This is a genomic window from Candidatus Baltobacteraceae bacterium (genome assembly GCA_035502855.1).
Taxonomy (GTDB): Bacteria; Vulcanimicrobiota; Vulcanimicrobiia; order Vulcanimicrobiales; family Vulcanimicrobiaceae; genus Aquilonibacter.
Window position 1 is genome coordinate 1 of record DATJTX010000007.1, and the last position, 26551, is coordinate 26551.

Annotated in this window: 26 protein-coding genes and 1 tRNA gene; 16 read left to right on the forward strand and 11 right to left on the reverse strand. The window is 62.5% G+C overall.

What is annotated here, in order from left to right; all coding sequences use genetic code 11:
* Positions 1–188: 188 nt before the first annotated feature.
* Entirely contained in the window at positions 189–1424 is a 1236-nt protein-coding gene (locus VMF11_01565; protein HTU68981.1) for a cupin domain-containing protein, read from the reverse strand.
* A 91-nt stretch (positions 1425–1515) separates the two neighbouring features.
* Here VMF11_01565 and VMF11_01570 point away from each other — a divergent pair, with 91 nt between their 5' ends.
* The 7 genes from VMF11_01570 (at position 1516) to dnaB (ending at position 10897) form a co-directional block, all read left to right on the forward strand.
* Positions 1516–2934, forward strand: coding sequence for a glutamine synthetase family protein (locus VMF11_01570; protein ID HTU68982.1), 1419 nt, complete (start codon positions 1516–1518; stop codon positions 2932–2934).
* Positions 2935–3110: 176 nt separating this feature from the next.
* Positions 3111–4505 (forward strand): ammonium transporter, encoded by a 1395-nt coding sequence (locus tag VMF11_01575; GenBank protein ID HTU68983.1) that lies wholly within the window; start codon positions 3111–3113, stop codon positions 4503–4505.
* The gene (locus VMF11_01580) at positions 4502–5701 is read left to right on the forward strand and encodes an outer membrane beta-barrel protein (protein ID HTU68984.1); all 1200 of its coding nucleotides are present in this window, start codon (positions 4502–4504) and stop codon (positions 5699–5701) included. The genes VMF11_01575 and VMF11_01580 overlap by 4 nt, the downstream gene beginning before the upstream one ends.
* A gap of 209 nt (positions 5702–5910) precedes the next feature.
* Complete coding sequence (gene rpsR / locus VMF11_01585; GenBank protein ID HTU68985.1) at positions 5911–6159, forward strand: 30S ribosomal protein S18; 249 nt, start codon at positions 5911–5913, stop codon at positions 6157–6159.
* A 16-nt stretch (positions 6160–6175) separates the two neighbouring features.
* Positions 6176–6622, forward strand: a complete 447-nt coding sequence (rplI, locus tag VMF11_01590; protein HTU68986.1) for a 50S ribosomal protein L9 — start codon at positions 6176–6178, stop codon at positions 6620–6622.
* Positions 6623–6633: 11 nt separating this feature from the next.
* Entirely contained in the window at positions 6634–8607 is a 1974-nt protein-coding gene (gene lonC, locus VMF11_01595; protein ID HTU68987.1) for a Lon family ATP-dependent protease, read from the forward strand.
* A gap of 10 nt (positions 8608–8617) precedes the next feature.
* The gene (gene dnaB / locus VMF11_01600; protein HTU68988.1) at positions 8618–10897 is read left to right on the forward strand and encodes a replicative DNA helicase; all 2280 of its coding nucleotides are present in this window, start codon (positions 8618–8620) and stop codon (positions 10895–10897) included.
* A gap of 25 nt (positions 10898–10922) precedes the next feature.
* Here dnaB and VMF11_01605 read toward each other — a convergent pair whose 3' ends face one another.
* Genes VMF11_01605 through VMF11_01615 form a run of 3 tightly spaced genes read right to left on the reverse strand, consistent with a single transcriptional unit; the run spans position 10923 to position 12299 of the window.
* The gene (locus VMF11_01605) at positions 10923–11327 is read right to left on the reverse strand and encodes a YbjN domain-containing protein (GenBank protein ID HTU68989.1); all 405 of its coding nucleotides are present in this window, start codon (positions 11325–11327) and stop codon (positions 10923–10925) included.
* Positions 11324–11794: a hypothetical protein gene (locus VMF11_01610; GenBank protein ID HTU68990.1), complete on the reverse strand. Its 471-nt coding sequence runs from the start codon at positions 11792–11794 to the stop codon at positions 11324–11326. Before VMF11_01610 ends, VMF11_01605 begins: the two co-directional genes overlap by 4 nt.
* Entirely contained in the window at positions 11778–12299 is a 522-nt protein-coding gene (locus VMF11_01615) for a gamma carbonic anhydrase family protein (GenBank protein ID HTU68991.1), read from the reverse strand. The genes VMF11_01610 and VMF11_01615 overlap by 17 nt, the downstream gene beginning before the upstream one ends.
* 18 nt (positions 12300–12317) lie before the next feature.
* Between VMF11_01615 and VMF11_01620 the strand changes: the two genes are divergently transcribed.
* Positions 12318–12581, forward strand: coding sequence for a hypothetical protein (locus tag VMF11_01620; protein ID HTU68992.1), 264 nt, complete (start codon positions 12318–12320; stop codon positions 12579–12581).
* Positions 12582–12584: 3 nt separating this feature from the next.
* Positions 12585–13493, forward strand: coding sequence for a YncE family protein (locus tag VMF11_01625; GenBank protein HTU68993.1), 909 nt, complete (start codon positions 12585–12587; stop codon positions 13491–13493).
* Here the strand turns inward: VMF11_01625 and solA are convergent.
* Positions 13480–14610, reverse strand: coding sequence for an N-methyl-L-tryptophan oxidase (solA, locus tag VMF11_01630; protein ID HTU68994.1), 1131 nt, complete (start codon positions 14608–14610; stop codon positions 13480–13482). The two genes, VMF11_01625 and solA, sit on opposite strands and share 14 nt — an antisense overlap.
* Before the next feature lie 96 nt (positions 14611–14706).
* Here solA and VMF11_01635 point away from each other — a divergent pair.
* Positions 14707–14782: transfer RNA gene (locus tag VMF11_01635), tRNA-Thr, on the forward strand.
* A gap of 6 nt (positions 14783–14788) precedes the next feature.
* Here VMF11_01635 and msrB read toward each other — a convergent pair.
* Positions 14789–15268: a peptide-methionine (R)-S-oxide reductase MsrB gene (gene msrB, locus VMF11_01640; protein ID HTU68995.1), complete on the reverse strand. Its 480-nt coding sequence runs from the start codon at positions 15266–15268 to the stop codon at positions 14789–14791.
* The gene (gene msrA / locus VMF11_01645) at positions 15265–15738 is read right to left on the reverse strand and encodes a peptide-methionine (S)-S-oxide reductase MsrA (GenBank protein HTU68996.1); all 474 of its coding nucleotides are present in this window, start codon (positions 15736–15738) and stop codon (positions 15265–15267) included. Before msrA ends, msrB begins: the two co-directional genes overlap by 4 nt.
* 48 nt (positions 15739–15786) lie before the next feature.
* Between msrA and VMF11_01650 the strand changes: the two genes are divergently transcribed.
* The gene (locus VMF11_01650) at positions 15787–16752 is read left to right on the forward strand and encodes a quinone oxidoreductase (GenBank protein HTU68997.1); all 966 of its coding nucleotides are present in this window, start codon (positions 15787–15789) and stop codon (positions 16750–16752) included.
* Here VMF11_01650 and VMF11_01655 read toward each other — a convergent pair.
* Together VMF11_01655 and dacB are read right to left on the reverse strand one after the other, a co-directional pair.
* The gene (locus tag VMF11_01655) at positions 16745–17908 is read right to left on the reverse strand and encodes an alpha-hydroxy acid oxidase (GenBank protein HTU68998.1); all 1164 of its coding nucleotides are present in this window, start codon (positions 17906–17908) and stop codon (positions 16745–16747) included. The two genes, VMF11_01650 and VMF11_01655, sit on opposite strands and share 8 nt — an antisense overlap.
* The gene (gene dacB / locus VMF11_01660) at positions 17905–19218 is read right to left on the reverse strand and encodes a D-alanyl-D-alanine carboxypeptidase/D-alanyl-D-alanine-endopeptidase (protein ID HTU68999.1); all 1314 of its coding nucleotides are present in this window, start codon (positions 19216–19218) and stop codon (positions 17905–17907) included. The genes VMF11_01655 and dacB overlap by 4 nt, the downstream gene beginning before the upstream one ends.
* A 9-nt stretch (positions 19219–19227) precedes the next feature.
* On the opposite strand from dacB, the gene VMF11_01665 reads away from it, so the two are divergent.
* From VMF11_01665 to VMF11_01685, 5 genes are all read left to right on the forward strand, one after another.
* Entirely contained in the window at positions 19228–19551 is a 324-nt protein-coding gene (locus VMF11_01665) for a type II toxin-antitoxin system HicB family antitoxin (GenBank protein ID HTU69000.1), read from the forward strand.
* Positions 19548–19970: a type II toxin-antitoxin system VapC family toxin gene (locus VMF11_01670; GenBank protein ID HTU69001.1), complete on the forward strand. Its 423-nt coding sequence runs from the start codon at positions 19548–19550 to the stop codon at positions 19968–19970. The genes VMF11_01665 and VMF11_01670 overlap by 4 nt, the downstream gene beginning before the upstream one ends.
* Complete coding sequence (locus VMF11_01675; GenBank protein ID HTU69002.1) at positions 19967–20803, forward strand: FkbM family methyltransferase; 837 nt, start codon at positions 19967–19969, stop codon at positions 20801–20803. The genes VMF11_01670 and VMF11_01675 overlap by 4 nt, the downstream gene beginning before the upstream one ends.
* 429 nt (positions 20804–21232) lie before the next feature.
* Positions 21233–22243 carry a hypothetical protein gene (locus tag VMF11_01680; GenBank protein HTU69003.1) on the forward strand — a complete coding sequence of 337 codons (1011 nt, stop codon included), beginning with the start codon at positions 21233–21235 and terminating at the stop codon, positions 22241–22243.
* Positions 22240–23343, forward strand: coding sequence for a hypothetical protein (locus tag VMF11_01685; GenBank protein ID HTU69004.1), 1104 nt, complete (start codon positions 22240–22242; stop codon positions 23341–23343). Before VMF11_01680 ends, VMF11_01685 begins: the two co-directional genes overlap by 4 nt.
* A 949-nt stretch (positions 23344–24292) precedes the next feature.
* Here VMF11_01685 and lysA read toward each other — a convergent pair.
* Both lysA and VMF11_01695 read right to left on the reverse strand, forming a co-directional pair.
* Positions 24293–25477, reverse strand: a complete 1185-nt coding sequence (lysA, locus tag VMF11_01690; GenBank protein ID HTU69005.1) for a diaminopimelate decarboxylase — start codon at positions 25475–25477, stop codon at positions 24293–24295.
* Positions 25474–26538, reverse strand: coding sequence for a type I phosphomannose isomerase catalytic subunit (locus VMF11_01695; GenBank protein ID HTU69006.1), 1065 nt, complete (start codon positions 26536–26538; stop codon positions 25474–25476). Before VMF11_01695 ends, lysA begins: the two co-directional genes overlap by 4 nt.
* Between the last annotated feature and the right edge of the window lie 13 nt (positions 26539–26551).

Genomic DNA, 26551 nt, shown 5'->3' on the forward strand with positions numbered 1-26551 from the left:
GCGGTCATAACCCTTCGGGCAAGGGCATTTTCCGGTGCGGGTCTTCGTTGCATCCTCGGTCACAGAGCGCGTTGCTATGCTCCCTCGGATGCGCCTCGATTCGCACCGGAAAATGCTCCTTGCGATCGGTACAGCGACTTCTTCAGAGCTTCCCCAGACCGAAACCGGGGAACTCGCTGTGCGGCTCGCTAGCCTTCGATGATCAGCAGGCCTTCGAGCACGAGCAGCTTGATCAGCAGCTCGCGATGTTCGGGAGAGAGTGCCGGGTCCATCTCCGCCGCGCTCGCCGGTCCGCGCTGCAAACGCTCGAAGGCTGCTTTACAGATCGGCGGGAACGCGACGACCTTCCCGGCGATGAGCAGTTCGATCCCTTCACCGCGCGTTCGTACGACGTACGGGATCGTCTCGTCGATACGCACCCGCGTCGCCGGGGTGATCGCGAAGGTCTGCAGCGCTTGTGCGAAGGCGCCGTTCGCGTTCGGCCGCGTAAGGCGGAAGAGCTCGTTGAGCGCGATGTCGAGCGCGACCCGCATACGCGGCGTCTCGAACGTCTGGGTGAGGCGCGACTCGAAGAACTGGCCCAGCCGCGTCGCCAGATCTTCCTGCGCGAGCACCGCCGGCGGCAGCGCGTGCCGCAGCTCGACGTCTTGATCGCCCGCAATCCGCAGCGCGAGATCCAGTACGTCGGTGATGCGTACCGGCGCGAGTGCAAAGGTGCAGTGGAGCGAGAGGCTCTGCGACGTCTTGGCTTCGTGCGGAAAGCCGCGCGGAATGTAGAGCGTGTCGCCGGCGCGCAGCCGTACTTCGTCGAGGAGCTTGAGGCCCTCGACCTTCGTGCCGCTGTGGAAGGGCTGCGACTCGAGCGGAAGCTGAATGATCGGCTCGTAGATGCGCCAGGTCTTCTCGCCCGCGATTTGGGCCGTCAGCGTGTCGTGCGTGTCGTGGTGGACCTCGAATCCTTGCGCGGCCGGCGGCGTGAAATACACGTTCGGCTGGGCAAACGCCATGAGGTCACGCTGCAGGTGATTGCAAAAGCGCTGCAGCCGCGCGCTGAAGAGCGCCGCATCCTTGATAATGATGGTGTAGCCGTCGGCGAAGTACGAGACGACCTTGCGGGCGTCGATCCAGCGGCGCGGGCCTTTGCCGGTGAGCCGCCAGCGCACGCTCGGGCGCTCGTAGGTGAAATCGTCCTCGGGAATCTCGGGGCTGCCGGCCTTGACCAGCGCGAAGTTCTCCGGCTCGCGCGCGCCGACGACCAGTGAGTCCTCGAGATCCGCAACGTTGTAAACATCGGCAAAGTAGGCCTCGTCGCCGCGCTCGACGTGGAGGGGCAGCTTCTCGAAGTGCCGGTCGAAGAATTCGGTGACGGTGCGCGGCGCGAGGACGAGCTCCAACGCGGGGCGGCTGATGAGCGCGGATTCCACTTCTGGTGATATCGACCGGCCCCGCGAAGGGGCTTAGCGCTTTAACCAAATGGACAAAGGCAAGCCGGTCGGACTGTATAAATGGGCCGCCATGCGTGACTTCCTCGAACTTCCATACAGCGAACTCGAAGAGCTGAACCTGGCAGCCAAGGAGCAACACAGAAACCGGGTACCCCTCGACAAGATCCAGGCCGACCGGCTGAGCTACCTCGGCAAGGAGAGCCGTATCAAGGCCGTGACGGTCCTCTTCAGCGACCTCGAAGGCCGTTTGCACATGCTCGACTACGACAAGAAGTTCTTGCTCAAGTCGTACGACAATCTGACCTTCGACGGCTCGTCGATCCGCGGTTTCACCGCGCAGCGCGAGAGCGACCTGCGCCTGGCGCTGGACTGGGGGGCGTTCTACTGGGCGCCCGCCGACGTGTTCGGCCCGGGCAAGATGCTGGTGTTCGGCGACGTGCTCAACCGCGACGGCAGCCCCTTCTCGGGCGATATCCGCGGCACGTTGAAGCGCCTCTCCGACGATGCCTACAGCAAGAACGGGTACACGCTCAACGCGGCCAATGAAATCGAAGGTTTCCTCTTCGACGGCATCGACGCGGAGCAAAATTTCTACGAGACCGAGAAATTCGACTACGTCAACACCGGCGGGTACTACAAATCACTGCCGGGCGATCCTCTGCGCCGTTTCATCGATACGGTTGCCGAGGTGCAGCGCGCGATGGGATTCGAGAACGAAAAAGATCATCCCGAGGTCGCGCCCTCGCAGTTCGAGATCAACTACAACTACGGCGAGGCGGTTTCGGCCGCCGACCGGATCGCGCTCTACAAATTGATCTGCCGGCAAGTCGCGACCGGCATGGGCATGACCGCAAGCTTCCTTCCCAAACCCGTCGTCGGCGTCAACGGCAGCGGCATGCATACCAACGTGTCGGTGAGCAAAGACGGCAAGAATCTGTTTTGGGATCCGAAGGGCGACGAGAACCTGAGTTCGCTCGCGCTTTCCTTCACCGATCGGATTTTGAGCGCCGGCGAAGACATCTGTTTGATGCTCAATTCCTCGGTGAACGCCTACCGGCGTCTCGATCCTCACTTCGAAGCGCCGAATCAAATCATGGCATCGGCGATCGATCGCGGCTCGATGGTGCGCTTTCCGATCGGCAACGAACGCAGCGTGCGCATCGAGGTGCGCTCGGTGGCGCCCGATGCAAACCCATACATGGTGATGCTGGCGGTCTTCAAGACCGGTCTCGAAGGCACGATCTCGAGTACGCCCAACCTGCGTCAGGCCAAGCGCTTTCTTCCCGACAACATCTACGACGCGCTGGCGGCATTCCGGAACTCGAAGTGGACGAGCGCGATGCTCGGTGATGACGTGAAGGAACGCTACGCGGAGTTGAAGCAAGTCGCAGCCGACCGCTGCCCGCGTTCGCTCGGCACCTACGTGAAGGCGCCGGAAGTGCAGTTCCACCACGAAGTCTACAACCAATATCTCTGGAATTTATTTTAGAGAAGGCCCGAAATAGCGCGCATTGTTTGTCATCCTGAGCGTCTTTAGCCCGTATCGTCGCTTTCTCGATCTGGCCTAAAATAGCGTTTCCGAGTTCACCGCCTGGATAATGCGCTGGCGGCCTTGCGCGGATACGATACTCCAATCTCTCACTCTTCGCGTTAAGGGGTTGGGTCGTGTTTGTATTAGCTGACGTAAATCCGTATCTCGAAGCCCCGAAATGGCTGAACTCCGGCGATACCGCGTGGCAGCTCACCGCCGCGACGTTCGTCGGACTGCAAAGCGTTCCGGGTCTCGCCATCCTCTACGCCGGACTCGTCAAGAAGAAGTGGGCGCTCAATTCGGCGGTCATGGTTTTCTACGCGTTTTCGGTCGTGCTGCTCTCGTGGACGCTGCTGAGCTACAACATGAGCTTCGGCAATCCGGCCAAACTCGGCCCGGGGATCCTTGCGGCGTTCATCGGCATTCCGGGGCCCGCGCTCGGTCCGTTTTACGAGATCGGGCAGTCGGTCGTTCCGCTCGCGGCGAGCGGAATGCCGGCGCTGCACTTCCCCGGCTCCGCGATGATCTACTTCCAGTTCGTCTTCGCGGCGATCACGCCGATCCTCATCGCGGGCTCGGTCTTCGGCCGCATGAACTTCAAAGCATGGATGCTCTTCGTTCCGCTTTGGAGCATCATCGTCTACTCGATCGGCGCGTTCGCGCTGTGGGGCGGCGGCTGGCTCGCACAACTCGGAGCGGTCGATTACTCGGGCGGTTACGTGATTCATTTGGCGGCTGGCATCTCCGGCTTTACCGCTGCGGCCGTCGTCGGTCCGCGTCTGCTCGCCGATCAGCGTGATTTCGAGCCCAACAATCTGATCATGGCGTTCGCCGGCGCCGGCATACTCTGGCTCGGCTGGAACGGCTTCAACGGCGGCGACCCGTACTTCGCCAACGCCGATGCCGGTGCGGCGGTGCTCAACACGAACATCGCGACCGCGACGGCACTGCTCGTGTGGCTGATTGCCGACATGTTCGCGACCGGCAAACCGAACGCGGTCTCGATGATCAACGGCATGATCGCGGGGCTCGTCGCGATCACGCCGTGCGCCGGTTACGTGAACGGGTACGGCGCGATCATGGTCGGTGTGGTCACGATCGTTCCTTGGCTCACGCTTCGCTATCTCAGCCGTCTCTCGTTCTTCAAGAAGGTCGACGACACGTTCTCGGTTCTGCACACGCACGGCGTGGCGGGCCTGGTGGGCGGATTGATGGCCGGCCTCGTCGCCGATCCGAATATGATCGAGTACGTTGCCAACGCCGCGGCGGGCAAAAATGCCGCGACCGTTTCGGTTTCGGGTTGGCTCTACGGCGGCGGCCCGACGCAGTTCGTGCATCAAGCCGAAGCGGCGGCGTTCATCATCGTCACCAACGTCATCGGCACGTTCGTGATCCTGAAGGTGATCAGTTTCATCGTGCCGCTACGCGTTACCGAGGACCACATGGAAGCGGGCGATCTCGCCATCCACGGTGTCGACCCGATCCCGGGCATCGGCGTTCCGGCCGCGCCTGCGGGCTCGCGCGCATGAGGGTAGCAGCACTGGCGCTCGTGGCGGCCGTGGCCGCCGCGGGCGCTCTGGGGGCAGCGACGGCGGCGTCTGCACAGCAGACGCCGCCGCCTACTCCGGCGCCGACGCCGACCCCAACCGCAACCCCATACGCCTCCGGCGCGATCGGGGGCGACCTCATGATCGTGGGCATACAAACATACAACACCAATGTCAGCGGCGCGCTCGATACGCCGAACGGCGCCGACAAACAGGGACGCGACGACCTGAGCGACCTGCTCGTCAACGCGAGCGCGACATCGGGGTATTACAAGATCTCCGCGACGGCCGGCGGGTACAACTTTCCGACCGTCGGCACCGCGATCAATTCGACGTTCAATAACTACAAGTCGCTCACCGATAACGCGACGTGCGCGAACACGAGTTGCTATTCGCTCGTTCCGCTGTGGCAAGCCGCCTACACCTCGCCCGATCAGCATCTCACGATCTACGGAGGACAGATCGGAACGCTGCTCGGCGCGGAGGGCGCGTTCACCTATCAAAACGTCGACATCGAGCGGGGACTGGGATGGGCGCTCGAGCCGGTGGTGAGCCGCGGCGTGCACGCCGGCTACAGCAATGGCCCATGGACGGTTGCCGCGGAATACAACGACGGCTTCTACAGCGGTTCGCTGCGCACGATCGAATACGAGGTCGCCTGGGCTCCCTCGAGTGCGACCTCGCTTACCTTCGTCGGGATGAATCCGGGCGCGAACACGCCCGGCAATGCCACGTCTGCGATCGCAAACCAATCCGAGTACAATTTGATGTACTCGCGCGCCGCGGGGAAATGGCAATTCTCGCCGTACGCGCTCTGGGTGCGTTCGCCATCGTCCGCGGCCCTGGGATTCACGAGCGCGGAGTCGGACTACGCGCTCTCGCTGCTCGGTTCGTACACGTTCTCCAACGCCTTCCTGGTCGGATTTCGCATCGAAGACGCGGAGAACGAAGCGGCGACCAGTGATCTGAGCCCCAACGCGTTCCTGTTGTACGGTCCGGGGAGCGGAGCGACGACGTTCACGCTCACTCCCACCCTGAAATTCGGCGGGTCCGGCATCCTCCGGGTCGAGTGGGCGCATGCGAGCGTGCGCAACGGCATCGCTGGAACGATTTTTGGAACGGCGGGATCGCTCACGTCGCAAAACCGGATCGGTTTCGAGTTCGGCGCGAGCCACTAAGGGAAGGAACGGAAGGCGCGGAATCGAACATATGTTCGTCGCAAAGGCACTAGAACGGGGCGGGAGGACGTGATAAGATCAGCCGTCCGGTCCACCCTGGAAGGGCCGGCAGTGGTTCGGGTTTAGCCCGAGTCACTTGGCTAGAACGCCGTCATCCTGAGCTTGTCGAAGGGCGGCGTTTCAACCACCTAGTCGAAAGGACAACATACGTGGCCGCCACCAAGACGAAGCGCGCGGTGAAAGATCGCCGCCCGAAGCGCAAATCGTGTAATTTCTGCGCCGACAAGGCGATCGACATCAGTTATCGCGACGTGAACCGCCTCAAGAAATACGTTTCCGAGCGCGGTAAGATCGTTCCGCGGCGCATCTCCGGCAATTGCGCCAAGCATCAACGGTTGCTGACGACCGCGGTCAAGCGCGCGCGCGTCATCGCGTTTCTTCCTTACGTTTCCGAATAGCCACGGGGTTCTCAACATGAAGGTCATTCTTCTGGGCGACGTCAAGGCGCTCGGAAAGAAGGGCGACGTGGTCGACGTCGCCGAGGGATACGCGCGCAATTTCCTCCTTCCGCGCAATCTTGCGTCGGAGGCGAACAAAGGCGCGCTCGCCGCGCACGCCGACCAAAAGCGCGCGCAGGAAAAGCGCGAGGCGCAGACGCTCGCGCAAGCCAAGGAACTCGCCAGCAAAATCGAGAGCATGCAGCTCGACGTCAAAGCCAAGGCCGGCGGCAACGGCAAGCTCTTCGGTGCCGTTACCAACGCCGACGTCGCACACGCGCTCGCCAAGGCACTCGAAGTCGACGTCGACAAACACAAGATCGAGATCAAGAGCGCGATCAAGGCGCTCGGGTCCTATCCCGTGGAAATCAAACTCCATCGCAACGTGGTCGCCAAAGCGACGATCAACGTCGTTTCCTCGTAGGCCGGCGAATCGTGGCGGCCGGATCCGACGGCACCTATGCCTCGCGCCTGCGGCGCAAATACGGCGTTGAAGACGAGCTGAACCGCTACGTCTCGGCACTCTACGAGATGCTGGCCGGAGCGATCGGTCACGACAAGCTCGTGCTTCGTGCCGGAAAGGTGAGCGCACTGAAGATGATGCGCTCGCAAAACCTTTCCGATCGTTTGTGCGCGCTCGGCCGACTGGTCTTCGAGGATCCGACGCTCGAACGAGCGACCACGCGCGCCCAACAGCGCAAGACGATCGCCGAGATCGAAGAAGCGATGGCGGATCTGCTCGCGCAGAAGAGCGTGGGCGACGCGATCGATCGCAAGGTCTCCGAGAAGATGAACGCGCGTCATCAGGAGTACCTCAACGATCTCAAACTCGAGGCGCTCCGCGAGGACGCCGGGCCCGAAACGCCGGCGACGCAGGCGAAACTCGAGGAACTCGAAGCGCTTTCGCAGCGCAGCCTCGCGGCATCGGCGTTGCAGCAACTGCGTCCGCAGCGCCTCGCCGAAATCATCGGACAAGAGAGCGCGATCAAAGCGCTGCTCGCAAAGATCAGCTCGCCCTACCCGCAACACGTCATTTTGTATGGACCGCCGGGCGTGGGCAAGACCACGGCCGCGCGGCTGGTGCTGGAACTCGCGAAAACGCGCGCGTACACACCGTTTGCGAAAGACGCGCCCTTTATCGAGACGAGCGGCACGACGCTGCGCTGGGATCCGCGCGAGACGACCAACCCGCTCTTGGGCAGCGTCCACGATCCGATCTATCAGGGCAGCCGGCGTGAGTTCGCCGAAGGCGGGGTCCCCGAGCCCAAGCTCGGGCTCGTGACGCGGGCGCATGGCGGCGTGCTCTTCATCGACGAAATCGGCGAGCTCGACCCGCTCTTGCAAACGCGTCTGCTCAAGGTCCTCGAAGACAAACGCGTTACCTTCGAGTCCTCGTACTACGATAAATCCGCGCCGAACGTGCCGGCCTACGTCAGGCGCCTCTTCGAAGAGGGCGCTCCGGCGGATTTCGTGCTGATCGGCGCGACGACGCGCGATCCCGAGGAGATCGACCCGGCGGTCCGCTCGCGCGCGTCCGAAATCTTTTTTTCGCCGCTCACGCAGCACCAAGTCGTTTCGATCGTACAAGCCGCAATCAAGCGCCTCGGCGCCAAAGCCGCGCGCGGTGTGCCGCAACTGATCGCCTCGTACACGATCGAGGGACGCAAGGCGGTGCAGATCGTCGCCGACGCGTACAGCCAAGCGCTCTACCGCGTCGATCCGCGCAAGAACAACGCGCCGGTTATGTTGACCGAAGCCGACGTGCGCGTGGTCGTGCAAACTTCGCGTCTGGTGCCGCACACACTCGTCAAGGCGCGCGCGGCACGCGAGATCGGCAAGACGTTCGGCCTGGGCGTGCACAACTATCTAGGCAGCATCATCGAGATCGAAGCGGTCGCGTTCGCCGCAGCGCAGACCGGGAGAGGAACGATTCGCTTCAACGACACGGCCGGCTCGATGGCCAAGGATTCGGTCTTCAACGCGACCAGCGTACTGCGCGCGCAAACCGGTATCGACGTCGCCGATTTCGATCTGCACATCAATATCGTGGGCGGAGGGAATATCGACGGTCCCTCGGCGGGCTTGGCGATCTTCCTCGCGCTCTACTCCTCCACCACCAAGACGCCCCTGCCCCAAGATGCGGCAATTACCGGTGAGCTCTCGATTCAGGGCAAGATCCGCGCAGTGGGAGGCGTAGTGGAAAAACTCTACGCCGCACGTCAAGCAGGCATGCGTGCGATGCTCCTGCCGAAGGAGAACGCGCGCGAAGTCGACGTCGCACTCTCGGGAATCGAGATCCTTCCGGTCGCTACGGTGGATCAAGCACTGCGTGCACTTCGCGTCCACAAGATATCCACCCGTCGTTCGCAAGGTCGCTCACAAGCCGCGCGTCGCAAGACCCGGGCATGAGGAGTCCGCGTTGAGCGTTTCGCATCTGCATAGCGGGTCCATCGACCGCATTCCGCCGCACAATCTCGAGGCGGAGATGGCGCTCATCGGTTCGGTGCTGGTGGATCGCGAGATCATGGGCGTCGTGGGCGAGATCGTGCGCCCGGCGGATTTCTACGCGCACGTGCACGAAACGATCTTTGCCGCGCTCCACGACTTGTTCTATCGCGGCGAACCGCTCGATAAGATCACCGTTGCCGAAGCGCTGCGCACCCGCGATCAGCTCGAGAAGGTCGGCGGCCTCTCGTACTTGAGCTCGCTGATGGACACGGTGCAGACCGCTGCGTCGGCGACGTATTATGCCAAGATCGTGCGCGAGAAGTCGACGCTGCGCGGCCTCATCCATGCGGGTACGCAGATCACGCAGCTCGGCTACGAGGCCGAAGAGGACGTCGACGCGGCGCTCGATCAATCCGAGCAACTGGTTTATTCGCTCGGCGAGCGGCAAATGCACGGAGACTTCGTCGCGGTGAACAGCCTGATGAAGGATGCGTTCGAGCACATCGACCGCCTCTTCCACGCGCGCGGCGACCGGACCGGTGTCACTTCGGGATTCCGTGATATCGACAACATGACGACCGGTTTTCAAGCCGGCAACTTCGTCATCATCGCGGCGCGCCCCGGCATGGGCAAAACGTCGTTCGCACTCAACATGGCCGTCGCCGCGGCGCGCGAAGCGAAGGAACCGGTTGCGTTCTTCTCGCTCGAGATGTCGAACAACGAGCTGATCCAACGCTTGATCTGCGCCGAAGCGCAGCTCTCGATGCACGATCTGCGGCGCGGGAATATCAAGAACAATCAGTGGGAAGAGATCTCGCGCGCGATGGGCAGCCTCAACGAATTGCCGATCTATCTCGACGATACCGGCGGCCTCTCGGTGACCGAAGTGCGCAGCCGCTGCCGGCGCTTGAAATCGACCAGCGGCTTGGGCGCGGTGTTCGTCGACTACCTGCAGCTCTTGCGTCCCGGCGTGCTCTCGAAGAATATGAATCGTAACGAAGAGCTCTCCGAAATCTGCCGCACGATGAAGGTGACGGCCAAGGATCTCGGCGTGCCGATCGTCGCGCTCGCGCAATTGAACCGCGGTGTCGAAACGCGCAACGACAAACGCCCGATGCTCGCAGATTTGAGAGATTGTCTCGATGGCGGTGCGCTGGTCACGAACGCGGATACGGGCGAACGAATTCCGGTTCGAGCAATCGTCGAGCAGCGGCTGCGATTCAACGTGTGGGCAGTCGACGACCAGTTGAAGCTGACTCGGAAACCCATCATTGACGCATGGAGCGTTGGCGAGCGTGAGGTCTTCCACGTTACCACGAGGAGTGGGCGCACTCTACGCTGCACGGCGGGGCACCGTCTCCTCTCGCTGGACGGCTGGTCGGAGCTGCGCGACCTGCGTGTGGGCGACACGATTGCCGTGCCGCGTCGCTACGACGCTCCCGCGTGGCGCGGTCCGTCCATTTCCGAAGGCCGGGCACTGCTCCTCGGATGGCTGATCGGTGACGGACATCTCGGCGGAAGTGCGGCGTTGACGGTCTCTTCGATGGAAGAGGCGCAATATGCCGTAAAGCTTGCAGAGGACGAGTTCGGTATTCAACCATTCGTCAAGCCGGAGCGACCCGGCACGAGCGCTCAGCGTGCGCTAACGGACCGTGAGCACATCGTCGAGTTCATGGATCGGATCGGATTCCTGGGGGCAAAGCATGAGCGTGCCAACTCGCGGGTCGTTCGCGAGAAGCGCAGTGCCGCCGCGCACGTCGACCGTATCCCACTGGCGGTGAACGACTGGGTAACGATGTTGCGCCGCGAGCGCGGGCTTTCACACGCCGCTCTGGGATGGCGAGATCAAGGAAAGCGCATGAGCCGTAGGACATCTGCGACGTTGGCGCAGTGGCTCGATGACCCGGCGCTCGAGGTCCTCTCACAGACCGACGTGATGTGGGACGAGATTTCGGCGGTCGAGTCGCTCGGCCCGGCGACCACATACGATATCACCGTCGGCACGTTGCACAACTTCTGCGTCGATGACATCGTAACCCATAATTCGGGCAGTCTTGAACAGGAATCGGATCTCGTCGCGTTTCTGTTTCGCGACGGTTATTACAATCCCGAAGTGCCCGAGCCCGACGTGACCGAATTCATCATCGCCAAGCATCGCAACGGCCCGACCGGGATGGTCAAGCTGCGCTTCCAAAAAGAGTACACGTTGTTCGTCCCCTACGCGGACGAATCACATTTCCCGCCTCCCTGATTTGCCTGGCTCTTCGTCAGCTCGCCTAAATTTCGCCGGGGCGCAAGAGGTCGAAGAATTCGGTGGCGGAGTCGCGCAGCACGTTGAGCAGGCGGCCGAAATGCGGCCGAACTTCCGAGGCGGAATTCACGCACAGTTCGACGGTGAAGAGCACGTCGCTCTCCTCTTGCCAAAGCGCGGTCTTGACGAATTTTTTTCGCACGTTGAGCGCGTTGGCCACGTCGATCGCCTGCGCCGGATCGACGCGCGGCGGTAACGCCCAACCGGAACCGATCATGATGAACGAGGGATCGTCGCGATACGAAACGACGAAATACCGGTCGCCCTCGCTCTTGAACGCGATGCGCCGCGCATCGTCGTCGTCATCGCGGGTGAAGAAGAGCCCTTCGTCGCGCAACGCCAGCTCGATCGCTCGCAGCGGATCGCTCACTGACCGTCGCCCATCATAAACGAATTGATGAATTTCTCGGCGGCGGCCTTGCTTTCGGTGCGGTCGACAATGTCCTCGACCGCCTGTGTTCCGGCATCGCGCAAGCGGGAGACCAAGATCCAAAACGCGTGCATCAGCTCCTGCGTCGATTCGGCTTCCTGATCGAGGGTGGCCACGAAGAGACTTCCATCGTGCGCGAGCGTGAAGGTTACGGTCGGGTGATCCTTGCGGGCGCGTTCGAGCGCTTCGGCGTTTTGGTCGGGTTCGCGCGCCCATTCGGGAATTTCGTAGGCGGTGGAAATGCTCAGCGTTCGTTCGTCGCCCTCGTTCGTCGTAACCGAAAAGACCTGTCCGCGTGTGCGGAAGAGCAGCTCGCTCGATCCGGTGTCCGGATCGATCGGGGTAGCGTCGACTTTGTGTCCCTCGCTTTCGATGAAGCGCTTTACCGTCTCACGGACGCTGAGCATGGATTCCTTCGGCGATATAGGATCGCGAGAGATGCACGTATTCCTCCGCGGCGATCTCGATCCACTTGCTTGCTTCACCTTCGATGGGTTTCTTGACCTTTGCCGGAACGCCGGCGGCCAACACGTGATCCGGAATCTCGACCCGCTCGCCGACGACGCTGCCGGCGGCAATCAGCGATCCTTCGCCGATCACGCAGCCGTTGAGCAGCACGGCGTTGCTGCCGATCAAAGCGTGCCGCTTCACGTGACAGTCCTCCATAACGGCGCAGTGGCCGATGGTGACGTCGTCGTCGATCTGTGTCAGCGTCGTGACATGAAGAACGGCATTGTCTTGCACGGACGTGCGCGCGCCGACGCGAATCGGGCCATTGTCGCCCCGGAGCACGGCGCCAAACCAGATGCTCGATTGCTCACCAACCTCTACGTCACCGATGAGGACGGCAGTGGGCGCCACGAACGCGCTGGGATGGATTCTGGGGGTTTTACCACGGTAGGTGATGATCATTGGTCGAAGTAGTACGCTATGCATCGCCACAACACCCCGCTACGCGGCGTCAAAGCGACTCCCCGCCCGAAGCCGGACGAGCCCGGATACTCCGAGGTGAACTACGCCTACGCGGGCCGCACGGGCCATATCCATGAAGTGGTCGAGATCGACGGCCGCCAATTGGCAAAGGTCGGGTTCGACGATCGTAAGATCGTTTATTATTATCTGGAAGACTTGGAGCTCGATCGATCCGCGAAACGCGGAACGTTTCACGACGCCGGTTCGGAAAGCGGAGGATAGATTTTGCCCATCGTTGCGGTGACCCAGCCCGTTCCGGTCGATCCGGCCGGGGGATTCGATTATCTTGCCGTCGATAGCGAACGCGATCGCGTTTACGCTGCGCATCCGGGCGGAGGCGGCCTGCTGGTTGCCGACGGCGACACCGGAAATGTCATTGCGGTCATCCCGGTCGGACCGATGCATGGTCTTGCGATCGATCCTGCGACCGGGCATGTGTTCACCGGAAACGGCGACTCGCGCAGCGTGAGCGAGGTCGATCCCGAATCGCAGCAGATCCTGCGCACGGCGATCGTCGACGGTCCGGTCGACGCGATCGCATACGATCCGCAGCTCGGCCGAATCTACGCTGACGAAGACGACGGCACGCGGATCTTCGTCGTCGACACGAAGACGTTCCGTCAGATCGCGGTGGTCAAGTTACCCGGCCACAAGCCCGAGTACATCCAGGTCGATCCCGAAACGCACGACATTTACCAAAACATCGCGACCGACAACGAGATCGCGGTGATCGACCCCAAGACGCTCAAGGTTACTCGGATTATTCCGACGCCGCAGATTCAGAACAACCATCCGCTTCAGTACGACGCCGAGCATCACCAATTGATCGTAGGGGGAGAGAACAACGTTCTGGCGGTGTATGACCGTTCCGGCAAGTTGCTTCATCGGGTGAATCTTCCCGAGCACGTCGACCAATGTGCGTGGGAGCCGACACATCAGTGGTTGGCGTGTGCGGGCGGCGGAATCACGCTATATTCGTATGACGGGACGAGCGATCCGAAACTTCTCGACGATCAGAAGATCGCTCAAGGCGTGCATACGACGGCGATCGATCCGCGAACGGGTACGATCTGGGTGGTGTGGAACGATCGAAGCACCAACGACGCTTTCATCCAGGGGTTCACCTACCGGTAAAGCGCTCGAGCGCGAGAAACCGGGCGTCGAGCTTGGGCGCACCGTCGGCGATCGTCTGTGCGACGATCTCGCCGATAGCCGGTGCGAACTTGAAGCCGTGCCCCGAGAAGCCGCAAGCGACGACGATGTTTGCGAAGCCGGGAACGCGGCCGATCGCGAAGTGCGCGTCGGGCGTCATCGTGTACATACAGGCCTTCACGGAGCACAGCTCGCCGCCGGCGTCGGGAATCCACTTCGCAAGCGTCGTGCGCATGGCCCCGATTTCGCTTTCGTGTACGTCGCGATCGAGCCGATCGGCGTGCGAGCTCTCGCCATGACCGTGGAAGGCGATCTTGAGCCCGTCGCCGAGATCGGGTATTCCGTAGACCGGTGCGAGCAGATCGGCGCGTTCGAGGAAGAACGCCGGAACGCGATCCGGTCCGCACGGTTCGGAACGCGGTGCGAACCAGTATTGCACGTTGCGTTGAACGGTGAGCGTCGCGCCGAGTTGCCCGAGCAGATCGCTCGTCCACGGGCCGGCGCACACCGCGACGTGCGCGGCCTCGACAGACTCGCCGCCCTCGAAGACGAGGCGGACGCCGCCGTCCGACGGTTCGAACGACCGCACCCACGTACGCTCGTGGAGTTCGGCGCCGTATTTGCGTGCCATCCGCAGATGGGCTGCGATCGCCCGCTCGGGAAAGACGACGCCGGCGTACGGTTCGAGAATCGCGACCTCGCCGTCGAGCGGACGCAGCAGCGGGAAGCGAGCACGCACTTGCGCGGCGTCGAGATGCTCGATTGGAATATCGAACGCGGCCGCGGCGCGGGCAACGCCGCGGATCGACGCCGCGTCGGGCTGCCCGATCATGAGCACGCCGAAGAGGTCGAGCAACGCGGTCAGCGTTTCGTCTTCGAGCTCGCGCCAGAGCGCGTACGCACGCTCCAGCAGCGGCACGTACGCCGGGTCTTCAAAGTAGGCTTTACGGATGATGCGCGTACGGCCGGCCGACGAACCGAGATCGTGCACGAGCGTGAACTGCTCGAACCCCGCCACGCGCAGGCCGCGCCGCGCCAAGTGCGCGGCAACGGCGCTGCCCATCCCGCCCAAACCGATGACCGCGACATCGTACTTCATGCAGGCGTCATTTCTGCGTGGGGACACGGCTACCGCCCCGATCGTGCAGGCAGGGGAGGCAGCCGAACCGCAGAACCAGGCTCCCCGGCCTTATTTGCCGACGTAGCTCAGTTGGTAGAGCAGACGATTCGTAATCGTCAGGTCAGCGGTTCAAGTCCGCTCGTCGGCTCCATTCGCCTTACGCACGCGGAACGAAGTTCAACGCTAGACCGTCGATGCAGTAGCGCAAGTATTTCGGCGGCGGCCCATCATTGAAGATGTGGCCGAGGTGCCCGCCGCAGCGGCGGCAGTGCACTTCGGTGCGTTCCTCTCCGGGAAGATCGTAGTCGGCTTGCGTCAGCGTTCGCCCGGGCAGCACGCTCGTGAACGACGGCCAGCCGTCGCCGCTGTCGTACTTCATCTCCGACGTGAAGAGTTCTTGACTGCAGCCGGCGCAATTATAGACACCGGGACGGTGCTCGCCGATCAGCGGACTGGAAAACGCCGGCTCCGTTCCGTCCTCGCGCAGAATCACGTACCGATCGGAACCGAGGATGTCTTTCCACTCGGCATCGGTATGCGTCACCGGATACTTGGTTCCCGACGCGGCGCGCGCGAGCAACGGCACGAATGCGATCGCGCCGGCGAGACCCCCGAGAAAATGAGCGCGGCGCATCATGGTGCCACCTGACAAAGAGCACCGTTGCGCTCGAAATACCGCTGATGATAATTCTCCGCGCGAAAGAACATCGGAGCAGCAACTATTTGCGTTGCGATCTTTTTTCCGCGCGCGATCTCTTCGCGCTCGCGCGAGGCAGCGGCGGCCGCGGCCTGCTCGAGCGAATGCGTAAAAATTGCCGAGCGGTATTGGGTTCCGTAGTCCGGTCCTTGGCGATTGATCTGCGTCGGATCGTGAATCTTCCAAAAGATGTCGAGCAGGTGCTCGTAGCTGACTTCGGACGGATCGAACCGGACCTCGACCGCTTCGGCGTGGCCGGTGCGATCGGTGCAGACCTCCCGATACGTTGGGTTTTGGGTGGAACCGCCGGTGTAGCCGGAGACCGCATCGATCACGCCGGGCACGCCCCGGAAGGCCGCTTCGACGCCCCAGAAGCAGCCGGCGGCAAAGGTTGCGATTTGGGTGCTCATACACCTGAAGAACGCCGCCAACGGCGGGGCGGATGCGTTGTAGACGATATGAAAGCGATACGCATTCCCGTCTTCGGCGGGCCCGAGGTTCTCCAACTCCAAGATCTGCCGACGCCTGCGCCGGGCCGCGGCGAGGCGCTCGTGCGCATGGCAGCGGCAGGCGTCAATTATCGCGACGTGTACGAACGTACCGGGCGCTACGGCGGCACGCCGCCGATCACGGCCGGCGCCGAAGGCGCCGGGACGGTCGAGGCGGTCGGAGACGACGTGCGCGATGTTCGTGTCGGCGAACGCGTCGCGTTCACCAACGTGCTCGGCGCGTATGCGCAGTACGTCGTCGCGCCGGCGGATCGACTGATTCCGCTGCCCGAAGGACTGTCGATGATAGAGGGCGCGGCGTTTCCGCTGCAGGGGCTCACCGCGCAGTATTTGGTGCACGAGTACTATCACGTGACCCCGCAAACAACCGTGCTGCTGCACGCGGCAGCGGGCGGGGTCGGGCTCTTGCTCGTGCAAATGCTCAAAACGATCGGCGCGCGTGTGATCGGGACGACGTCGACCGACGAGAAGGCGGCGGTCGCGCGGGAGGCCGGCGCCGACGACGTGATCCTCTACACCCGCGAAAATTTTGTTGATGCGGTGAAAAAGCTCACCGAGGGAAGCGGAGTCGATTTGGTGCTCGACGGAGTGGGGAAGTCGACCTTTCCCGGCAGCCTCGAATCCGTGCGAACGCGTGGAACCGTCGTGCTCTATGGCTCGGCCAGCGGGCCGGCCGATCCGATCGGACCGAACAGCCTGCAAGCGCGCTCGCTTACCGTCGCGGGCGGGACGCTGCCCAACTTCATCGCAACACGCGAGGAACTGCTGCGGCGTGCGCGCGACGTCCTGGGTGCGATCGCGAACGGGACGTTGACGCTGCGGATCGACCGCACGTTGCCGCTGGCGCAGGCCGCCGAGGCGCACCGGTTGCTCGAATCGCGCGCGACCAGCGGGAAGCTCGTGCTCGTCATCTAGCGCCGGCGGGTTCGACGATCACGTCGCGGCGCACGTCGCGCACGCTGGTCGTGCCGGTCAACGCCATCGAGATCGCAAGTTCGTTGCGCACGATCTCGATCGCGCGCGTGACTCCGTCTTGGCCGCCGGCTCCGAGGCCGTAGATGTAGGCGCGGCCGAGCAGCACCGAACGTGCCCCGAGCGCAAGCGCGCGCAGCACGTCCATCCCGGTGCGCACGCCGGAATCGAAGATCACGTCGACCTGATCGCCGACCGCGTCGACGACCGATTCGAGCACCGAGATCGTCGAGGGTGCGCCGTCGAGCTGACGCCCGCCGTGATTGGAAACGACGATGGCGCTGACGCCGGTGCTCGCGGCGATGCGAGCGTCCCGCGGATCGAGAATGCCTTTGATCACGATCCGCCCCGGCCACAGTGCGCGAATCCATTCGAGATCGCGCCAGTTGAGCGTCGGATCGAACTGTTGTGAAACCCAGGTCGCGAGCGAGGTGACGCTCTCCATCCCTTGGATGTGGCCGGCCAGATTGCCGAACGTTTTGCGTTTGCCGCGCAGGATGGAAAGGCCCCACGCCGGTTTGGTCGCGACGTCGAAGAGATTACCCAACGTGATTTCAGGCGGAACCGTCAGGCCGTTCTTCACGTCGCAGTGGCGCTGGCCGAGCACGGTTAGGTCCATCGTGACCATCAGCGCGCTGCACTTTGCCGCCACCGCGCGCGCGATGAGATCGCGCACGAAGCCGCGATCGCGCATCACGTAGAGCTGGAACCAGAACGGCTTCTCGACCGATTCGGCCACGTCTTCGATCGAATCGATCGACATCGTACTCAAGCAGAACGGAATTCCGGCCGCCTGCGCGGCGCGGCAGGCGAGGATCTCGCCGTCGCCGTGCTGCATGCCGCACAGACCGATCGGCGCGAAGGCGAACGGCAACGCCGCTTCCTCGCCGGCGATCGTGGTCGAGAGATTGCGCTCCCGCACGTCGATTCCGATGCGCTGGCGCAGGTGCAGCGCATCGAGGTCGGTACGATTCGAGCGCAGCGTCGATTGCGTGTACGAGCCGTGATCGCCGTACTGGAAGAACGCGCGCGGAACCCGGCGCTGCGCCATCGTGCGCAGGTCGTCGATCGAACAGGCTTTGCGCAGCCTTTCATTCATTCGAAGAACGACTCCAAGAACGTCGACTGAAACGCGTGGAGACGGTCCGCCGCGCCCGGGTCCTGGTCCATCCAATCGTTGATCATCAAGGCGAAGATCAGCGTTCCGTGCGGTGTCAGTAAATACCCCGCGAGCGTACGCGTATGATTGACCGTGCCGGTCTTGGCGATCACCGCTCCGGCGAGCGGCGGTGCGGTGAAGCGATGCGCGAGCGTTCCGCTCTTTCCTCCGACCGGCAGCGCCGCGAGCACGGCGGCGCGGTTGGGTCCGTTCCAATCGTGCGCGAGAACCGTAACCAGATCGCGCGCGCTGATGCGGTCGTAGGCGGAGAGCCCCGACCCGTCGACCAGCGTGGTCGTCGCCGGATCGACGCCGATCGAGCGCAGCCAGGCGCGCTCGCGGTCGAGCGCCGCGGCGCGCGTGGCGCCGAGCGCGTCGAGCAGCGATTCGGCGAGCAGATTGTTGCTCGGGGGCCACATTGCTTTCAAGAGATCGGGCAACGGCGGCGAACGATGCACCCAGAGGTCGTGCGCCGCGGGCGCAGCCATGCCGAGGTGCGGCGCGTTCGCGAACGTAATGCCGGCGCGTGCCAACGCATCGGCGGCAAGCCCCAGGGTTACCGCTGCCGGATCGAGCATCGACGCATCGATGTCGGCGTCGGTTTCGTCGGCCGGCAAACTGCCGGTCAGCACGAGCGTATCGGGCGCGGTCCACGAAACGTGCAGCGCGGTCGTGTCGTCGCTGTGCGGCGGCCCGGTGGTCGCCTCGTTCACGATCGTAATCGCATTCGTCGCCGGCTCGGTCGAGATCGTCGGCGGCGCACCGGGCGCACCCGGGTGAAGCGCGACGTGCAGCGAGTTCTCGTCGATCGAGAGCGGGCTCGGCGGCGCTGCGTAATAATAGGGAAGATCGTCGATCTCCCAGCCGCCGGGATAGCGCGGCGCGTCGAGCGCGCCGTCATCGCCGACGAGCGCGTCGAAGTGCGTGGTTCCGGCCGTCGCTACGGCTTGCGCCCCTTGGTCGAGATCGCTCGAGCGCAGCAACGGATCGCCTCCCCCAACGAGAAAAAGTGAGGTTCCGTCGGTCGCGAGTTGTGTCGTAAAGCGAAAGTCGACACCGAGTTCGTCGAGTGCGGCTGAACCAACGACCAGCTTCAGCGTGGATGCCGGCATGACGGCCGCGTCGGGATCGCGGGAAAAAATCACCGCACCGTTTTTGGCTGAGATCACATATGCGCTGACCAGTGCACCGCGTAACGTCGGCGCCTCGAAAAGCGGGGAGGGGAGCAAAAGCGCGAGGAGCGAGAGCATGAGCGCTCCATTCGCGCGCTACGAGAGCTTCCCCCATGTGCTGCCCGAACTGCGCAGTTGCTCGACCGAGATATATCGGATATACTCAAGTCGATGGCAAAGGTTCTCATCTCTCTCGACGAGCGGCTGCTGCGCCGCATCGATCGAATGGCGGCTGCACGCGGTCTTTCGCGAAGCGCGTATATCGCGGAACTTGCAGAGCGGGACGCAACGCGTTCGTCAGGCGCCGCTCCTTCCGTGCGTGCGGCACTTCGCCGGCTCGATCGGCTCTTTGCGAGTAGTGCGCGCGGGGAATCGACCAAGATCGTTCGCGCCGAGCGCGACGGGCGATGACGGAAGCCGTTCTCGACGCATCCGTCGTACTCAAATGGTTCCGTACTGAGGGCGAGCGCAACGCAAAACCAGCCGCAGCGTTGCGCGCGCAATTCGAGAGGGGTGAACTGCTGGTGTTGGCGCCGCCTCTTTTGGGCCTGGAGATCGTAAATGTAGCGGGGCGGAGCTGGAAGTTGGACGAGCGCGCGCTCGTAACGCTCGCAGAAGCGCTTGGAGAACTCGGAATCCAGTTTCGTGAGCCGGATCCAACGCGCGTGGCAACGTGGACGGCTCGCGGTCTGACGTCGTACGACGCAGCCTACGTCGCCCTGGCGGAAGCCGAGGGCATTACCCTTATCAGCGACGACGAGTTGGTCTGCGCGAAGGCTGCGTGGACGGCGGTCCCGTTATCGAGCATTCGCGAGCGCGAATCGACGTGAGCGTCCGCGGCCTCGCAGGTGAACTCGTCGATCGCCTTCAACGCATCGCGGCAAAGTCACCGCTTGCCGTGCGCTTTGCCGTCGCGCTGCGCAACCAGTGCCGGTGTGTGATCAAATATCATCTTGCCGACAGTCCCGATGCGCTCGAAAGCGGGGAACGCTGGCTCGTGCTGCGCGTGGCGACGTTCGGCGAGCGATTCGTGGACGTCGGCGCCAACGTCGGCGACTGGCTCGGCATGGCGCGCGAGGCACGGGCAGGCCGGCCGTTCGCCGCGATCGCGTTCGAACCGTCGCGAAGTGCGTTTGCGGAACTGCAGCGCCGGTTCGGCGACGACCCGCAGATCGCGCTGCACGATGTGGCGCTGGGCGCGGCGCCGGAATCGCGGCCGTTTTTCGAGGAGGAGAAGGCCGGCAAAGGCAGCTCGCTGGTCGCCGATTTCGTTCGTACCGCCGGGAGCAGGCGTACCATTACGATCAGCACGCTCGATGCAGCGCTGCGCGATGCTGGCTGGGATCGCGTGGACTTAGTGAAGATCGACGCGGAGGGCTACGATTTGCACGTGATGCGCGGCGCGCATGAGGCGATCGCCGCGCGCACGATCGCTGTGCTGCAATTCGAGTACAACCGGGCATGGCAGCTTGCGGGCGATACACTGCGCGGCGCGTATTACGTGCTCGAGGACGCGGGCTATCGCATCTTCGTGCTCAAGCGCGAGGGCCTCTACACGCTCGACTACCTTCGCTACGAAGAGTATTTCGAATATACGAACTTCGTTGCAATCGCACCCGGCCGTATGGCGATGTTCGAAGATTGCCTACGCGGGGTCATTTAGGGAGGCAATACCACGAACTCGGGTGCCGCACGTGGATACCGTGCTCGCCGGCGATGCTTGGCATGGGCGAAATCGGTGCGAGGAACTCACAAGCAACAAATAATTGCCTACCGCGGAATCCGTATGATCCGATAGGACTACGGAAATAGGGCCTCTTATCGATTGGGATCGGCGGATCTGGAAAAGCCTGCAACAACCAGCAGATCGTTGGAGTTCCCGGAGTTAATGGCCAGGTGTATCAATACACACAGTTGGACTCCGCTTTAAATGAATTCCAAACCGCGTACGCCAATGCGGTCGCCGGAGGTCAGGCAGTCCCCCTCGCCTGGAGCAGCGCAGCGAATCCGGGCTCACCGCCACCATCGGACAATTATGCATCCACCAGCTACCAGTCGGGCAATGAGTATTACGCCTAGAGCTCTCATATTTTTGGTTCTGTTGGCGAGCGCGATTATCTGGCCCGCCCGATCCGAAGCTTGTCCGCCAAGCTCGGTGGCCAAGGCTACACCCGGGGAAGTAACTGCGCTCGTCCGCGAGATCAATGATCGGGGGTTCCACCAGATTGCACTGGCCGAAAGTCAATCGGGCGATCGGGACATCGTGGCTGCGCCATTCTCGACTTGGTATCTAGATCAGTTCCTCTCAACCGACTGGCATCAGCGGCGTGATTCGGTAGTCTCGACACTCCTCGAGGAGATTACGAAGGGCCTAGATTTTGCCGCCAGTGTAGGCGCAAATCGAGCAACTACGAGCTTTACGCGGAAGGACGCGGATGAAGCGCGGCGGCTGTTGTGTGCGTCGACAGGCTGGACGCCCGACGGCGATTACGACCTAAGCGTGCTGCTTTCGATGCGTGGCGACATCGCGTTCGCAGCAGCGCCCCTCTCGGGTTTCGTGCGTTTGCCGTTCTTTAACGACGGCTCGGTATCGGGAATACGACTGGATTCCGATAATGGGAGTTCGCTCTTCTTGTTTTGGCCAAGTTCGAACGGCACGGCGGATCTCCTAAGCATCCTGAACCACGATCGCTGGGGGACGGTAACGGCCGGATTTCGCGAGGCGGACGTTTTCGTGGATACGCTTGCTTTCGAACGCAGAATAGAGGTCGAGCTTCGCCCCAATTCGCCTGACGGTTTCGATACCGCTGTTGCGCCGGGTACGTCGCCGTGGGACGCTCTTCCGACGAGTCTGGAACTTTCCGTTACCTCGCGCGGAGCGCAATTCCAAATCGACGAAGACCTTTATGGGAATTCGATAAAACCCAAGCGGGTCACCGTCGAGGGGCACACCTACCTCCAGATGCCGATGTTTCACTCCGCAACATCGGACCTTTCGGCGCCGATCGCCGCTTCGCAGCGATTCTCGTCGCTCCGTCCGGTGGTTTATGCCGTGGTAAACCGCGCTACCGGGTGCATCCTGCTTATGGGTATCCACGAATGAACGTGCGTGGAGGGGTTGCGCCTGTTCTGATTATCGCCCTTGCAACCTTTGCCCCGTCGTACGCCCGCGCAAGTTGCCCTCTGACGGAAGGCCACGGCGTCGCTAGCGATAAGGTGCGCGCGCTCGCCGACGAGATCAACGCGGCTGGCCTCGATTCCTTTGCAAAGAATAAAAAGACCAGGGACAGCGGCCTAAGCCCGCTCGTGTCGTGGTACCTGAATCGGTTCATAGGGTTTAATGCGGCGGAAATTCCCCTCGCTGAAGCATCTCTTTGGGCGCAGCTAACAAGTGGAGGGACGCCAATTGCCTTCTCGTCAGGCGTTTGGGCTGATCGCATCGGATCAAAATACGACACGGAAACGGCATCGTGGGTAGGAAAATATCTGTGTGCCCCAACGACATGGCGTACCTGGAATCCGACTCCCACGAGCATTGCGCCGCTCAAGCCTCTCATGACCGCCTGGCTTCACGGACACTCGATTAACGGGGCGTTGTCGACAGATTACGGCTTTTGGAACGACTACGTGTTCAATGCACTTGCGGTCCTCTCCATCCATGCGTCCTTCAGCTCACAGTTATTACCGTACGAACTGTTGTCAGTGCCTTATTATGATCATGATGGCGTCCATGCATTTCGGCTCGACGCAAACGATGGGTTTTCTTTATATATATTATGGGGTTCGACGGATGTACTTACGAGGCTCCGAGCTGAGCTTAATTTGAAGCTGTGGGAGGAAATCACCGATGGCTTCCACGTAGCCCAACTTTTGGTCGACGGTCTGGATCTCTCGCGCGAATATTCCGTGGAGGTCCATGCCGATCCGGGCGACGTGTTCGGCGCCGCAGTGTCTTCCAATGCAACTGCGCGACATGCTATTTCTCAAGATGTTTATGTGGCTATTGATGGCGAAGGTATCCGGGTTATCGTGGGCGGAGCGTTGCACGCAGTCAATGAGCGAATGAGCCCAAATTTGGAGGTGCAGAGTGGCCCCATCATAATGGTACCGGCCTCTCAGCAGTTTTCCGCCGTTTCGCCGTTCATCTATGTCATTGAGGACCGCGCGACGGGGATAATTCTATTGCTTGGTATCCACGCATGAGGTTTCGGCTGCCGCTAGTGCTCGTTTCGCTGCTCGCCTTAACATCATCCCCTTGTATTTCGTCGGAGCCAAATGCCGGGCGATATGGGCGGGGGTCCCAAACCGTACAACCCGGCTCACTCCCACCCGCCGGAAATACGCCTAGGTACGGTATTGTCGTAGAAGAATCTCTTCTGCCGACGGCAGATTCAACGATAAGGATCATCCGTGCCATTGAATTTGGATGGGGAGGGCGGCACGGGTCTTCGTGCATTTACTTCGAAGGTGGCGGTTCGCATGAGCAGAGTGATGCGACGTTCGCGCTTCTGTACACCAAGGGCGGTCGGCATGGCGAAGACCAGCTCAATGTACCGGGGCCTTTCAAGGTTCCGATGGTCGCATGGGGACAAGGACAACCGAATTGCACGCAGATTATCTATCAGGGGCCCTTTGTGGCGGCCGTAAGCGGTGTCGGGTTCGCCAACGGCACATACTGGCATGCCGTCCCGCTCATTCCGATAGAGAAGAGCAGTCAGCCCGCTGCGAACGTCCTACTCAAATCGGCCTAAGCATTGGCGGGCGTAGTGCCCGTCAATCCGTCGATGTCTGATCCTGCGAGAGCGAATCCCGTGCCCCTCTACGAATGCGAGGATGTGGTCAACAATGGTTCTCGGCCCATCTCGGGCTTTCAGGTGCAATTCACGCATGGCTCGGCGGGCGGAGCCACTCTAGCCGTCGACACGATGAACGTGCGCACAACGCTGGAACCAGGTGCCGCACTCGAAACCAGATGTTACGGATTCAGCGGCAGGACGAGCCCAGGCGTGTTTCATTATGCGAAGTTCTCTTCGCAAGGAACTCCGGACCAGACGCCCCCCACGATCATATTCAAAGGCCAGAGGTCGACGCTATCGGCGGCCGTCACTGAGGTCTATTTTTAGAAGTTTTCGCCGTGAGGCGTGAGCCCACGCTAGAGGGTTTCGCGGCTTGCCCACACTTGCGGTTCACCTTCGCCGACGGCGATGACCGGCGGGCGTGGAAAATAATTATAATTGCTCGACATGCTGTAGGTGTAGGCGCCGGTTGCGAGCATTGCGACGAGATCGCCGGCGCGCAGATCCTCGGGCAGCATCGCTTCGCCCAGTTCGTCGGCTTCGCACGAGCGGCCGCACACCATCGTCTGCGCGAGCGGTGAATCGATACGAAGCGCCTCGACATGATGATACGCACCATAGATCGCGGGACGCGGGTTATCGGCCATGCTCCCATCGATGATCGCGAAGCGCCGCTGGCCGAAGCGCTTCACCGCCATCACACGATAGAGTGATGTTCCCGCCGTGCCGATCAGCGCGCGGCCCGGCTCGATCTCCACCCGTACGCCACTCGGAATGACGCGCGCCACTGCGTCGAGCACGCCCGCGATGTCGACCACTTCATCCGTAGCGCCGGGGTGCATCTGCACGCCGAAGCCGCCACCGATGACCATTGTATCGGCCCGAGCGAATCCGGCGGAACGTGCGCGCTCCAGCACCGCCAGCAGCCGCTGCGCGTTCTCGACGTACGGCATCGCATCGTAAACCTGCGAACCGATGTGCGCGTGCACGCCGCGTAGGCGCAGCGCCGGATTCGCGCGCAGCAGCTCGAGCGCCGCGTCCTCTTCGGTGGGCGCAAAACCGAACTTGCTGCGGTCGCCGGCGGTGCGAACGAAGTCGTGGGTGTGCGCCTCGATGCCGGTATTGAAGCGAAGCAGCAGGTCGGCGCCGCGTCCGCGCGTCCGCGCGACGAGACGGCGCAATTCGTCCATGCCGTCCACCACGATGCGTCCAACCCGCCCGTCGAGCGCGGCATCGAGTTCCGCGTCAATTTTGCCCGCGCCGTGCAGGGTGAGGCGCGCGGCTTCGAAACCGCCGCGCTCCGCCACCGCCAGTTCGCCGATCGAACAAACGTCGATGCCGATCGGGCGCGGATGCAAATGGCGCACCAATCCGGGCAACAGCAGCGCCTTTCCCGCATACGAGATCGCGATGCCGTGCGGCGCCGCCGCGGCGAGCATCGCATCGAGCGCGCCGTCTAAGGCGCGCAGATCTATGACCACCAGCGGTGTGCCGAAGCGTTCGGCGAGCCCGTCCGCGCGCTCACCGCCGATCTCCATCATGCGAACTGCGCCATGAAACGATCGATGCGGGCTTGTTCGATGCCGGCCGCCAGCAACCGCACCACCATCGCTTCGGTACGTTCGGGCGGCGCGACTAGCATGAACGGCGCTTCGCGGCCATCGACCGCGGAGACCGTATACCACTGCGCCGCGGCCGGAACGACGGCGGTCTGATACGGATCGAGCGTCACCGCCACGTCGCCTGCTCGCAGCGTCATCGAACGCTCCAGCGTCATCACGATCGCGGGGCGCGCGGCGCAATCGAGCGATGCGGGCTCGTCGGTCGCGACCACGCGCTCGACGGTGAAGTGCGCGCTCGCAACCAGCGCCGTGTGGTCGAGGCCTTCGTAGTGATACGCAATCGTTTCCGCCGCACCGCGATCGCCGCGGTGATAATCCAAAACGTCCGCCGCTTTCTTGACGTTGAGTTCGCGCGGCTTGCCGTCGGCGCCGACGCGGTTCCAATCGAAAATCCGATAGGTCAAATCGCTCGCCTGTTGCGTTTCGAAGAGAATGACGCCGGCACCGATTGCATGCAGCGTTCCGGACGGCAGGTAGTACGTCTCGCCCGCTTTGACCGGAACGCGGCGCAGAATATCGCCCAGCGTGCCTTCTTTGACGCGGCGTTCATATTCCTGGCGCGTCGTATCTTGACTCCAGCCATAGACGAGCTCGGATCCCTCATTCGCCGAGAGAATGTACCAGCATTCGGTCTTCCCATTGTGCTGGTGCTCCACGCGCTGCGCGTACGCGTCATCGGGATGCACCTGCACCGAGAGCCAGTCGCGCGCGTCGATGATTTTCGTCAAGATCGGAAAGAGCTGATGCGGATCCAGATCGCCGAGCAACGTCGCGCCGAGCTGCGCGCGCAGGTCGGCGATGGTCTTGCCCGCCAGCGGACCGTTGCGCACGCGATTCTCGTCCCAGCATTCCCACGACTCGCCGATCTTCGCGTTGGGGTCGGCCTTCTTTTTGAAATGCTTGACCAAGGCGTCGCCGCCCCAGATCGCGGGGGTCTCCTTGGGCTCGATCGAATAGGGGTAAACCGAATCGTCGCTCACTTAGGCTCCAATT